We start from the raw sequence: 12,094 nt of genomic DNA on the forward strand, positions 1-12,094 counted from the left end.
AATGCAAGCGGTTTTTGGGGGCATGGATGAGCTGCCGCCAAAACATCCGCGTAGCAGCTCCCGCACAGCGGGCTCGACGCCCGACCCAATTCGATCGCAGAAATCAATAGAGGAAATGGAGCCTCGCGCCTTGGCGGCGGATCAGTCCTTGCGGAAGATCAGGCTGGCACCCCAGCCGGTGATCACGGCGAGCAGCACGGCCGCACAGCCGTAGAGGATCGGCTGATCATGCGCCGCATCGGTGATCGTCTGCTCGATGCCGGTCTTGATGACCCGCAGCGGCAGCGATTTCTCGGTCACGAAAAGACCGCTCTTGAAGAGATAGGCGCGCACGCTATGCACGCCGTTCGGAATGTTCGCCGGCAAGCGCAGGCTCGCCTTGAAGAGGTTGGAGGAAACGAACCGCACGCCGCTGGGGTTGCGGTCGTAGAGCCCGCCGCCCTGCTGCAGCCGCCGGAACGCCTCGCGGAACTCGCCGAGATTGCTGCCGTCGCCGACGAAGCCGACCGGCGTCAGCGGAATGTGGTCGATTCCGATCCCCTGATCGGTCAGGTCAAGCGGCGTCACGATGTCGTCGATCATGCGTGAACTCGACATCGAATAGGAATGCGGCACCGCTTCGAAGGTCATCGAGCGGGTGTTCACCCAGATGCCGAAGACGCGTTCCTTTTTGCGCACCGTCGCATCCTCGCGCGGGCCCTCCAACACCACGACCACGTCATATTGGCCGACGGCGAGCAGCAGCTGGTCGGTGTTCGAGAGCGCCCCGAAGATGGTCAGATCCGCACCGTGGAAATCCGAGGTGATGGCGATTTCACTGGTCGACGTGCCGATTTCCAACCCTTCACGCACCGCCTCGGTTGCCTGCCCTGGCAGCCACTGGGCTCCGGCAGAAGCCGGCAGCAGGCAAAACAACGCGATGACGAAAACAGCCAAGCGCATCAGTTGCCCGCTCCCATCACCACCGAATAGACGTCGGCCGGCGCCACCACCAGCGCGATCGCAAGACGCAGGCCGACGGCGAGCACCAGCAGGCCGAGCAGGGCGCGCAGCTGCTCGCCGCGCAGCTTCTGGCCGACGCGGACGCCATATTGCGCGCCGATGACACCCGCCACCATCAGGATGAAGGCAAGCACGATGTCGACGGAGAAGTTCGTCGCCGCCTGCACGATCGTCGTATAGGCGGTCACGAAGATGATCTGGAACAGCGAGGTGCCGACGACGACATTGGTCGGGATGCGCAGCAGGTAGATCATCGCCGGCACCATGATGAAGCCGCCGCCGACACCCATGATCGAGGTGAGGATGCCGATCGCAAAGCCGAGTGCGACGACTGGAATGACGCTGAGATAGATTTTCGATTTCTTGAAACGCACCTTGAGCGGCAGCTTGTGCACCCAGTGCTGATGGCCGGGCTTGCGCGGTGCGGGCGGCTCGTTGCGCGCTGCTCGCCGCATGGCATTGATGCTTTCGAGCAGCATCAGTCCGCCGACGGTGCCGAGGAAGACGACATACATCAGCGAGATGATGAGATCGAGCTGGCCGATGGCGCGCAGCAGCGAGAAGATCCAGATGCCGACCGTCGCACCCGTAAGACCGCCGACCAGCAGCACCGTGCCGAGCTTGACGTCGAGCGAGCCGCGCCGGAAATGCGTAATCGCGCCCGATATCGATGACGCCACAACCTGGTTGGCGCCGGTCGCGACTGCGACGACAGGCGGGATGTTATAGAAGATCAACAGCGGGGTGATGAGAAAGCCGCCGCCGACGCCGAACATTCCAGACAGGAATCCGACGGCCGCCCCCATGCCGAGAATGATGAAAATGTTCACCGACAATTCTGCGATGGGCAGATAGATTGTCACAGCCGACCCCGAATGATGACCGCTCCTGCCGGGCGGTTTCTTGTCACGTCCCCGTTCGAATGCGCACCATACTGTGAAATCGTTGCCAGAGGCTTTCGATCGGCCCCGTGATTAGCCATAGAGATTGGCGGAGAGATCGGTGGCAGAGGATTCGCCGGATGCGCGGATCGATATGTCCGGGCATAATCCGGCTTTTTTCAGGTTTTGTGACAGACTGCGGTAAAATTGGAAAAAGCCTTGCGGCATAGTGCCGCCAGGCGTTTTTCATTGCCCGGAACAAAGAGTCGAGACGATCCCGCGTCGATGCGACGCGCCTCAGATCGCCTTGCTGCCCTGCTTGTTGCGTTCTAGCAGCGCCTTCACGGTCGCGTCGGTCACCTTGCCGTCCGGCTCCTGGCCGACGGACTTCTGGAAGTTTTTGATCGCGGTCACGGTCTTCGCACCCATTTCGCCGTCCGGAACTCCGGCGTCGAAGCCGTTATTGTTGAGGATCGCCTGGATGTTGCGGACTGCCTTCTTCATGTCGACGGTCGCCGTCTTCGCGCCGGTGCCGGCCCATTCGTCGGGAATGTCGATGGTGTTCGTGCGGTGGTCGACCGGCTCCGGCTTCCAGAGATCGGCCTTGGCGCGCGCCCGTTCGAGCTGGTCGGGCTTCATGGCTTTGGCCACTTCGTCGCGCTTCTGCGCCGCATCCTTGTCGCCGGCCTTGGCGGCAATCGCAAACCATTTGTAGGACTCTTCGAGATCCTCCGGAACCCCGTTGCCGCGTGCGCAGAGGATCGCCAGGTTGAACTGGCTGTCGGTGATGCCGAGGTTCGCTGCCTTGGTGAACCACGAGGCGGCCGTTGCATAATCCTGCTGGCCAAGCGCGCCGGAGGCGTAGAGGACGGCGAGATTGTGCATGGCGCTGGCATTGCCCTGGTTTGCCGCCTGCTCGTAAAAACTCTTCGCTTTGGCGATGTCGCGTTCGACGCCGTTGCCCTTCTCGTACATGCTGCCGAGCCGGTATTCTGCCGGCGCAAAGCCTTTGTCGGCCGAAAGCTGGTACCAGCTCGCCGCCTGCTTCTGATCGACCGTCATGCCGTTGCGGCCGTCGGAATAACGCGCGCCGATTTCGAACAGCGCCAGCGCATCGCCGCCGCTCGCCGCATCGGCAAGCGATTTCGGCTGGACGGTGTCTGGAATGGTGATGGCGGCCTGCGGTGCGGGTGCGGGAACGAAGCCCGATGTCTCCTGCGCTGCGCCGGACGGAGCGGGAGGGGCAAAAGTCGCTGCCCCTTCGCCGTCGAGCGGCACCATATCGGTCAGATGGTCGCCGGCGACCGGCGGGGTTGCTTCCGGCTGCGCCTGTTCGGCGGCGGGCGGTACAGCTTCCGCTGCCGGAGCGGTCGCTCCGAGAGCGGCGGCATCCGGCTGGGCAGGTGTCGCTTCGGGCAAGGCCGGCGCCGAGTTTTCCGCAGCACCCGTCAGCGCCGAGACTTCCGCTGGCGGCTGCGGCGCGCGCTCGCCGCTCGTCAGCGTTCGGGCGAGCGGAAAGGCCATGATGGCGAGCAGCACGGCGCCGACCGCCAGCAGGATCGGCCGCCGGTAGCGCGAAAAGGCGCTGGTCTTGCCGGTCTTGTCAGAAGCCTTGCCGGCCTTGCCGGCATTCGCGCCCTTCTTCTCGGCCTTGCCGGCTGCCTGCTTCGGATTGGCATCCACCTCCATCGCGGCCGCCTGCGCCGCACGGCGCGCAGCAGCGATATAATCGGCGCGATCGGTTTCACCGGCAGGTTTGCCGCGCGCCGCACTCTGGCTGGCGCGAACCCGTTCAAGGATCTTCTTTACGTCAGGTGCGCCTGAGCCCGGCTCGAGCAGTTCGTTTGCCGCATCCGTTGGCACCACGTCGGTGGGATCGATCGACGGCGCGGGATCGATCATCGGACGTTCGGTCGCCCGGCTCTCGGCTTTCTTGCCGGGCAGCAGCCGCTTGCCGAGGCTGGCGAGCAGGCTGGCCTTCGCCGGGACCTGTGTCCGTGCCGCTGTCGCAGCCTCTGTCGTCCTGGTCGCGGCTTCGATGGCGATCGCGCTCGTTCCGCTCATGGCGGTGGCTTGTGCCGGGGCGGCAGGCTCTGTTGCGACCTCGGCCGTGCGGATAACAGGAGAAGCCTTCGCTGTCGGGGCAGCGGCCGGCGTCCGGGCCATCTCGGCTTCGGCCACCATCAGCGCATAGGGATCGACATCGAAATCGACGTCGGCGACCGGCATCTGGGCGAGCGGCCGGCCGCGATCTTCCATGCCGTCGAGGCGGTCGGCGATATGCACCAGCGTCTCGTGCAGCGCCTGGAAAGTCTTGTGCGTGCGTTCCTCGCTGTCGCGGCTGAGATCCTCGAGGTGGCGCAGATCCTCGGCCAGCGCCGTCAGCGCCGACATGTCGGCGGCGGGCATGACACCCTGCGGGCCGCCATGACGCGAATAGGCTTCGACGACAGCCTCTGCCGCCTGGCGTGCGGCCTCGATGATATATTCGTCGCTCGTCGCCATATAGTCTTCGATCGCGCCCATGCGCTGGTCGAATTCGGGGGGTATCGCAGCGCTCTCGCGCGGCGCGCTCATCAGCGCCGACAGATTGGCGATCTGGTCTTCGAGGTTCTTCATCGCGCGCGGATCGGTCGGCGCTGCCGATGTGCTTTCCTCCAGGCGGGCGGCAATGTCGCTCAGCCGTCCTTCGAGACGCAGGAAGGCGCTGTCGTCGGCTACAGCGGCGGGCGCCGGCGCCTGCTGCTGATAGGCCATCTCGTCGATGCGCCGGGCGAGATGGTCGAGCCGCTGCGCCAGCACGTCGTTGACGGCGCCATTCTCAAGCGCGTCGATCTTGCGGGAAATGTCGGAAAGCGTGCCGGTGAGGTCGGGCTGCGGTGCCGTCTCCTGCGTGCGCTCCAGCAGATAGGAAAGATGTTCCAGCCGTTCGTCGAGCCGCGACGTCGCTTCCGCCTTCGTCATCTCCTCGACGCGTCCCGTCAGCGCCTCCAGCCGCATCGCCAGCTCGTCGGCCGGGTTCACGCGGCTGGCCGCATCATGGCTCATCAGGTCGATCTGATCGGCCAGCGCCTCCAGCCGGTTTTCCAGCCGCTGCATCAGGCCCGGATCATTCGCAGTGGCCGTGCGCCCGCTTGCCGCGATCGCCCGGCTGATCTCGTCGAGCCGCATGTCCATGGCGGCGAACTGTTCGGACATCACCCGGTCGTGCGGCTGGATCATGTTGCCGAAGTGCTCCATCGCCGTGGCGATCGAGATGAGCTTGTCTTCCAGCGCCCGAACCGCCGGGCTTTCGCCCATGCCGCCGATATGGCGTTTGATGTCGTCGAGCCGATAGGCAAGCGAAACGAGCTCTTCCTGCAGCCCTTCGGTATCGAGCGCCGCAAGCCGGTTCTCGAAACCGTCCCAGCGGTTTTCCATATGGCGCAGCGAATCCTCGCGCGCCAGCCCGTCCATCAGCGAGCGCAGCTCTTCGAAATCCTCGCGAAGGCCCGTGGCCTCCGGCGCGGCGGACCGGCCGGTCAGCTGCGTGATGCTCTGGGCAAGGCGGCCCATGTCGGCGCGCATGTCGTCGGCGAAACGGCCGTCGCCAGCATTTGTCTTGATCTCGCGCAGCTCGGCGCGCAGCGCGTTCATCTCACGGGTGACGCCCTCGGAAATGTCGCGCTTCAGGTCCTGCCGCAGGTTGACGAGGGCCTGGGCAATCTCCGTCATCGTATCGTCGCCGGCGCGCAAGGCCGGCGCCGGCACTGGAGCGGCGGCGCGCGGCAGAGGTTCGCGAAGCTGCGGGGCCTGTTCGCGTGCGTAGGGCCGTTCGCGGCTGGCTTCGAGCGCGCGCTGGCGTTGACGGATTTCGGCGAGCGGATCGGGCCGCGGCTCAGGCGGGGCCTTTGCGGGCCGGGGAGCATGGGAGCCGGCATAAGGATCGCGCTCGGCCGTTGCCGTGCGCGGCCGCTGTTCGCGCCCGCTGCCCATCAGCCCTTCGATGCGCGCCTCCAGCCCTTCGATCGTGCGATTCAGCGCATCGAGCGAGGTCCTGTCGGACTGTCGGGAAGGATTTGATCGCGATCCGTTCATGTTCTTGCTCGCTTCGACTGTTCGACCTCTCGTCAGAGCTCGATCTTTGGCTTTTCCGTCTGCTGCCCGCTTTACGCGGACCTGAGCGCACCATTCATAAGACGATAGTCAATTAGACTTTCCTCAAGCTGAACGATGTAGCGGCATCCTTAAGGAACGCGAGACTGGGAAAAGGAATGCGGATCGCTACTGCTCAATCCGCACCTTTCACGAAACGTGGTAAACAAGCCGTTAATGCCGATGGGAATTTTTTAACGTTTGTGTTCAAAACGCCGTTTTTGGCGGCAATTGCCCCCGAACGCATCACATCGAATGGCCACTCGCGCGCTCAGGCGGGCCTGGGATATTGCAGTTCGATTTTCACGCCTTCGGGTCCGTAGACGAAGACCTGACCGAGATCGGTGTCGGGGATATCGTAATATTCGTAGCGATAACCGCCCGCCTTGATGCGCTCCAGCGCCGGCCCGAATTCGTAGAGGCTGAAGGCGACATGATTGAAGACGCCGGGTGGAAAATCGGTGCTGCGCGATGTCAGGCTGAGATGGATGACCGGGCGTTCGTCCAGATAGAGCCAGTGGCCGGGCGAGGCGAAGGGCGGCCGATAGCCCTCGCTAACGCCGAGCACGGTCTCCAGGAAGCCGATCATCCCGGGCGCATCGCGGGTCTCGATGGTGACATGGTCCAGACGCTGCATCAGTGTCCTCCCAGCTAGCGTTGACGGCAAAGCCTAACCCGTCTGAGGGCGTCGTGAAAGTTGCTCCCCTGCGGCGGCAGCCCGCGGCCAGGGAGGGAGATTTAGAAGCTCTCCGTCCAGGGCCGGACTTCCACCTCCAGCGACCATGCGCTGCGGTGCTGGCGAAGCACGTCGATATAAGTCTGGGCGATCGAATCCGGCAGCAGCGTGCCATCCGGCTTCTCCACCCGGTCCGGCCGGGTCTGCGACCGCACCGCGCCGTCGATGACGAAATGGGCGACATGGATGCCCATCGGCCCGAGTTCGCGGGCAGCACTCTGGGCAAGGCCACGCAGCGCGAACTTGCCCATCGCGAAGGGTGCCGATTGCGCAAAGCCCTTCACGCTTGCCGACGCGCCGGTGATGAGGATGGCGCCGCGGCCGCGCGGGATCATCCGCCGCGCCGCCTGCTGCACCACCAGGAAACCGCCGAAAGCGGTGGTCGCAATCGCCTTCTCGACATCGGCGGGATCGAGTTCGGCGAGCGGGCCGCGCTGACGGGCGCTGGCATTGAAGATCACCACGTCAGGCCCGTCGATCGCAGCGGCAGCCGCCTCGAAGAGTGCTGCGACGCTCGCAGGTTGCGAGACATCCGTTGTAAAGGCGCTGGCGCCGGTCTCCTCGATGAGCCCTTGCAGTTTCTCGATATTGCGGGCGGCGAGCCCGACCTTGACACCCTGCGCCGACAATTGCCGGGCAAGCGAAGCGCTGATGCCGGAGCCCGCGCCGACAATCAGCGCGCTCTCATAGGGAAAATCGATCATGATCTCTTCCTCGATGGATCGTCGCAAAGACGTAGGAAGTCCGAACGGCCGGCGCCACCACTCGACTGGAATTTCAGTGTGCTGAATCGATCGAATAGGCGCTGATGCGCGAGAGATGGATGAAGGAAAGACCCGTTTCCTCCGCCCAGTCATTGAAGGCCTGCTGGATCAGTTGCTGGTCCTTCTTTGTCGTGCCGGAGGAGGAGAGCGGCACGCCGGCCGATCGGAGGCAGGCGAGCACGTCGATCGTCGCGATGAAGCTGTCGCGGCCGATGCCGCGCAGGAAATATTGTCCAGTCATGCCGCCGAGCCGGTTGCCGCGTTTGCTCAAAAGGTCGAGAAGGCCGATCTGGTCATCCCCAGGCCAGTCGGCGAAGAAGACGCCGGCGCTGCCATATTCCTTCGCCAATTCCCTGATGAAGGCGGCATTGGCCCGAACCGACATGATCTTGGCGCCGTTGCGGATGATCCGCTCATCCGAGGTGAGGGCGTGCCAATAGTCGTCGGGCGCAATATTCAGCATCGCCGGATCAAAACCGGAAAACGCTGCCTCGAAACCTGGCCACTTGCTGTCGATCACCTTCTGGACGAAACCACTGTAGAAGATGCGCCGGGTCATGTCTGCCAGGATGCGATCGTCGGGCACGGCGCGCAGCCGCTCGTGATCCGGTCGATGATTCTCCAGCAAGGCCTGCAACGCGGCCGCTCCGCCCTTTCGTTCCTCCGCACGCTGCCTTATCGCTTCGAAACTGATCATGCGGCCCTCCTGAAACATTGCCCGATGGCGGCTTGAACGACGCTTCCGTTTATACGCCGTTCTGCGATGGACAAGGAAGATGAGATGGCGTCTCTTCCCTCCCACGCGTGACGCATCACGCGTCGCACTTTCATCGCCCTACGGATTCGCGCGTTCGAATTTTTTTCATGAAAAGACGGCCAATGTTGCAAATTTTGACGTTTACGCAAACGTCAATATTTTGTAAGACAGTGCCCGAGGCTGGAGCGATCCGGTCAGTCGAATGGGAGGAATTTGAGAGATGCCAGTCTACAAGGCCCCGGTGAACGATACGATCTTCGTCCTGAACGATGTGCTGGGCCTCGAACGCTACAACAATCTGCCGGGTTTTGCCGACGCGACCCCCGATATGATCGAAGCGATCCTCGGCGAGGCCGGAAGGGTTGCCGAGGAAGCTCTCTTTCAGCTGAATTATTCCGGCGATCAGGAAGGCTGCACGCGCCACGACGATGCGAGCGTCTCGACGCCGAAGGGTTTCAAGGAAGCCTATAAAGCCTATCGCGAAGGCGGCTGGATCGGCCTTGCGGTGCCGGAGGAATTCGGCGGGCAGGGGCTTCCCTACACGCTGCATACCGCCGTCGGCGAATATACCTCGGCCGCCAACATGTCGCTGATGATGTATCCGGGCCTGACGCAGGGTGCGATCGCAGCGCTCCTCGTCCACGGCTCCGACGAGCAGAAGGCCACCTATCTGCCGAAGATGGTGGACGGCACGTGGTCCGGCACCATGAACCTGACCGAGCCGCATTGCGGCACCGATCTCGGCATGCTGCGCACCAAGGCGGTGCCGCAGGCTGACGGCAGCTACAAGATCTCCGGCCAGAAGATCTTCATCTCCGCGGGCGAGCACGATCTGACCGACAATATCATCCATCTGGTGCTGGCCCGCATCGAGGGTGCGCCCGAGGGCACCAAGGGCATCTCGCTCTTCATCGTTCCGAAATTCCTCGTCGGCAAGGACGGCGCGGTCGGCGCCCGCAACGCCGTCTCCTGCGGCGCCATCGAGCACAAGATGGGCATCCACGCCAACGCCACCTGCGTGATGAATTACGACGAGGCGACCGGCTTCCTGATCGGCGCCGAAAACCGCGGCCTCAACGCCATGTTCGTGATGATGAACGAGGCTCGCCTGATGGTCGGCCTGCAGGGCGTCGCCATTTCCGAGATCGCCTATCAGAACGCCGCCAGCTACGCCCGCGATCGCATCCAGGGCCGCTCGCTGTCCGGCCCCAAGGCGCCGGACAAGAAGGCCGATCCGATCATCGTCCATCCGGACATTCGCCGGACGCTGATGACCATCCGTGCTTTCAACGAGGGCGGCCGCGCCTTCCTGCTATGGACCGCGCTCAAGTCTGATATCGCCCACCGCGCTAGCGACGAGAAGGAGCGCCAGACGGCCGACGATATTCTCGGCCTCGTCACCCCGATCCTCAAGGGCGTGATGACCGACAAGGGCTTCGATCATGCCGTCATGGCCCAGCAGGTCTTCGGTGGCCACGGCTATATCGAAGAACACGGCATGAGCCAGTATGTGCGCGATGCCCGCATCGCCATGATTTATGAAGGCGCCAACGGCATTCAGGCGCTCGATCTCGTCGGCCGCAAGCTCGCCTTGAACGGCGGCCGCGCCGCCATGGCCCTCTTCAAGGAGATCGGCGATTTCTGCGAGGAGAACCGCAGCAACGAAAAGCTATCCTTCTTCACCAAGCATCTGAAGAAGGGCTTGAACGACGTCCAGGGCGCGACCATGTGGTTCATGCAGAACGCCATGGCCAAGCCCGATAATGCCGGCGCCGGCTCGACCGACTACATGCACCTCTTCGGCCTCGTCATTCTCGGCTATATGTGGGCAAAGATGGCGAAAGCCGCCGAGGATGGCCTTGCATCCGGCGATGCCGCCCGCGAGGATTACCTGAAGAACAAGCTGGTCACCGCCCGCTTCTTCATGGAACGCCTTATGCCGGAAACCGCGCTTCGCAAGGCCCGCATCGAAGCCGGCGCCGACACGATGATGGAACTGGCCGCCGAAGCGTTTTGAGACGAAATCCCTCTTCTCCCCAGCGGGGGTCCGAAGGATGGGTCGAGACCGGTGGCTCGACCCAGGCAGAGGTGGCCCAAAGGGCCGGATGAGGGCGCGCGCCGCTGGCACGGGGTCTCGACCCGTCCTTCGGACCCTCGCTGGGAAGAAAAGAAAAGATACGCATTCACCGGCGCCGCCGCGCCGTCAGGGAGATGAGACGATGACCGAGGTTTTCATTTACGACCACGTGCGCACGCCGCGCGGCCGCGGCAAGAAGGACGGCGCCCTGCATGAAGTGCCTTCCGTCCGGCTTGCGGCAAAGACGCTGGAAGCGATCCGCGACCGCAACGGGCTGGACACGGGCACGGTCGACGACATCATCATGGGCTGCGTCGATCCGGTCATGGATGCCGGCGCCGTCATCCCCAAGGCCGCCGCCTTCGAAGCCGGTTACTCCACGAAGGCGCCCGGCATGCAGATCTCCCGCTTCTGCGCCTCCGGCCTCGATGCCGTCAATTTCGGCGCCGGCAAGATCGCCCAAGGGGCCGACGATATCGTCATTGCCGGCGGCGTCGAAAGCATGTCCCGCGTCGGCCTCGGCATGTCGGGCGGCGCCTGGTTCATGGACCCTTCGGTAAATTTCCCGGCCTATTTCATGCCGCAGGGCGTCTCGGCCGATCTGATCGCCACCAAATACGGCTTCAGCAGAACCGATGTCGACGCTTACGCGGTCGAGAGCCAGAAGCGTGCCGCCCATGCCTGGGAAAAGGGCTGGTTCGACAAGTCGGTCATCCCGGTCAAGGACCAGAACGGCCTGACGATCCTGGCAAAGGATGAACACATGCGTTCCGGCACGGATATGCAGGCGCTCGCCTCCCTCAATCCGTCCTTCCAGATGCCCGGCGAGATGGGCGGCTTCGAGGCCGTCGGCATCCAGGCCCATCCCGAGATCGAGCGCATCAACTATGTCCACCATGCCGGCAATTCCTCCGGCATCGTCGATGGCGCCAGCGTCGTCCTGCTCGGCTCCAAAGCCGGCGGTGAGAGCATGGGCAAGAAGCCGCGCGCCCGCATCAAGGCTTTCGCCAATATCGGCTCCGATCCGGCCCTGATGCTGACCGGGCCTGTCGACGTCACCGAGAAGCTGTTGAAACGATCAGGCATGAGCCTAGGCGACATCGACCTCTTCGAACTCAACGAGGCTTTCGCTGCCGTGGTGCTGCGCTACATGCAGGCCTTCGACATCGACCACGACAGGATCAACGTCAATGGCGGCGCCATCGCCATGGGTCACCCGCTCGGCGCCACCGGCGCGATGATCCTCGGCACGGTGCTCGACGAACTTGAACGCCGCGATCTCAACACCGCGCTGGTGACGCTCTGCATCGGCGCCGGCATGGGCACCGCAACGGTTATCGAAAGGGTCTGACGATGGGCTTTAACACCGGCACGATCGAAACCGAATATGCCGAGGTCGCCGAGCACTGGTCGCCCCGCGTCATCGCCGATCTCAACGGCCAGAGCGTCAAGCTCGCCAAGGTTAAGGGCCAGCTCACCTGGCATTCCCACCGCGACGAGGACGAGCTTTTCCTCATCTGGAAGGGGTCGCTGACCATCGAATATCGCGACCGCCCGCATGTGCATCTCAAGAGTGGCGATTTTCATGTCGTGCCGAGGGGTGTCGAGCATAATCCTGTTGCCGAGGAGGAATGCTGGATCGTGCTTTTCGAGCCGTCGCAGACCAAGCATACCGGCGATGTCGTCACCGAAAAGACGAAGACCTTAGACGCGCAGCGCAGCCATTTGCCGGCCTGATCGGGG

Annotated in this window: 9 protein-coding genes; 3 read left to right on the forward strand and 6 right to left on the reverse strand. The window is 63.5% G+C overall.

Going from position 1 to position 12,094, the window contains the following annotated elements; genetic code table 11:
- Positions 1-141 precede the first annotated feature (141 nt).
- From C3Y91_RS14365 to C3Y91_RS14390, 6 genes are all read right to left on the reverse strand, one after another.
- Positions 142-942, reverse strand: coding sequence for a TIGR02186 family protein (locus C3Y91_RS14365; RefSeq protein ID WP_064250736.1), 801 nt, complete (start codon positions 940-942; stop codon positions 142-144).
- Complete coding sequence (locus tag C3Y91_RS14370; protein WP_018072454.1) at positions 942-1,865, reverse strand: sulfite exporter TauE/SafE family protein; 924 nt, start codon at positions 1,863-1,865, stop codon at positions 942-944. Before C3Y91_RS14370 ends, C3Y91_RS14365 begins: the two co-directional genes overlap by 1 nt.
- A 315-nt stretch (positions 1,866-2,180) precedes the next feature.
- Positions 2,181-5,960, reverse strand: coding sequence for a peptidoglycan-binding protein (locus tag C3Y91_RS14375; protein WP_168575486.1), 3,780 nt, complete (start codon positions 5,958-5,960; stop codon positions 2,181-2,183).
- Positions 5,961-6,288: 328 nt separating this feature from the next.
- Complete coding sequence (locus tag C3Y91_RS14380; protein ID WP_168575487.1) at positions 6,289-6,654, reverse strand: VOC family protein; 366 nt, start codon at positions 6,652-6,654, stop codon at positions 6,289-6,291.
- Between the two features lie 101 nt (positions 6,655-6,755).
- Positions 6,756-7,457, reverse strand: coding sequence for an SDR family NAD(P)-dependent oxidoreductase (locus tag C3Y91_RS14385; protein ID WP_168575488.1), 702 nt, complete (start codon positions 7,455-7,457; stop codon positions 6,756-6,758).
- Positions 7,458-7,530: 73 nt separating this feature from the next.
- Positions 7,531-8,214: a DNA-3-methyladenine glycosylase I gene (locus C3Y91_RS14390; RefSeq protein ID WP_024321012.1), complete on the reverse strand. Its 684-nt coding sequence runs from the start codon at positions 8,212-8,214 to the stop codon at positions 7,531-7,533.
- 280 nt (positions 8,215-8,494) lie between these two features.
- On the opposite strand from C3Y91_RS14390, the gene C3Y91_RS14395 reads away from it, so the two are divergent.
- The 3 genes from C3Y91_RS14395 (at position 8,495) to C3Y91_RS14405 (ending at position 12,088) form a co-directional block, all read left to right on the forward strand.
- Positions 8,495-10,291, forward strand: a complete 1,797-nt coding sequence (locus C3Y91_RS14395) for an acyl-CoA dehydrogenase C-terminal domain-containing protein (protein ID WP_168575489.1) — start codon at positions 8,495-8,497, stop codon at positions 10,289-10,291.
- 202 nt (positions 10,292-10,493) lie between these two features.
- Complete coding sequence (locus C3Y91_RS14400; protein WP_075224272.1) at positions 10,494-11,702, forward strand: acetyl-CoA C-acetyltransferase; 1,209 nt, start codon at positions 10,494-10,496, stop codon at positions 11,700-11,702.
- Positions 11,703-11,704: 2 nt separating this feature from the next.
- The gene (locus C3Y91_RS14405) at positions 11,705-12,088 is read left to right on the forward strand and encodes a cupin domain-containing protein (RefSeq protein WP_018072462.1); all 384 of its coding nucleotides are present in this window, start codon (positions 11,705-11,707) and stop codon (positions 12,086-12,088) included.
- The last annotated feature ends 6 nt before the right edge of the window (positions 12,089-12,094 follow it).

Origin of the sequence: Rhizobium ruizarguesonis (genome assembly GCF_012349115.1) — a bacterium.
Classification (GTDB): Bacteria; Pseudomonadota; Alphaproteobacteria; order Rhizobiales; family Rhizobiaceae; genus Rhizobium; species Rhizobium ruizarguesonis.

Excerpts from the sequence above, each read along its gene's own strand:
- C3Y91_RS14365 (WP_064250736.1), bottom strand. The coding sequence starts at position 942 with ATGCGCTTGGCTGTTTTCGTCATCGCGTTGTTTTGCCTGCTGCCGGCT.
- C3Y91_RS14375 (WP_168575486.1), bottom strand. The coding sequence starts at position 5,960 with ATGAACGGATCGCGATCAAATCCTTCCCGACAGTCCGACAGGACCTCG.
- C3Y91_RS14380 (WP_168575487.1), bottom strand. The coding sequence starts at position 6,654 with ATGCAGCGTCTGGACCATGTCACCATCGAGACCCGCGATGCGCCCGGG.
- C3Y91_RS14385 (WP_168575488.1), bottom strand. The coding sequence starts at position 7,457 with ATGATCGATTTTCCCTATGAGAGCGCGCTGATTGTCGGCGCGGGCTCC.
- C3Y91_RS14390 (WP_024321012.1), bottom strand. The coding sequence starts at position 8,214 with ATGATCAGTTTCGAAGCGATAAGGCAGCGTGCGGAGGAACGAAAGGGC.
- C3Y91_RS14395 (WP_168575489.1), top strand. The coding sequence starts at position 8,495 with ATGCCAGTCTACAAGGCCCCGGTGAACGATACGATCTTCGTCCTGAAC.
- C3Y91_RS14400 (WP_075224272.1), top strand. The coding sequence starts at position 10,494 with ATGACCGAGGTTTTCATTTACGACCACGTGCGCACGCCGCGCGGCCGC.
- C3Y91_RS14405 (WP_018072462.1), top strand. The coding sequence starts at position 11,705 with ATGGGCTTTAACACCGGCACGATCGAAACCGAATATGCCGAGGTCGCC.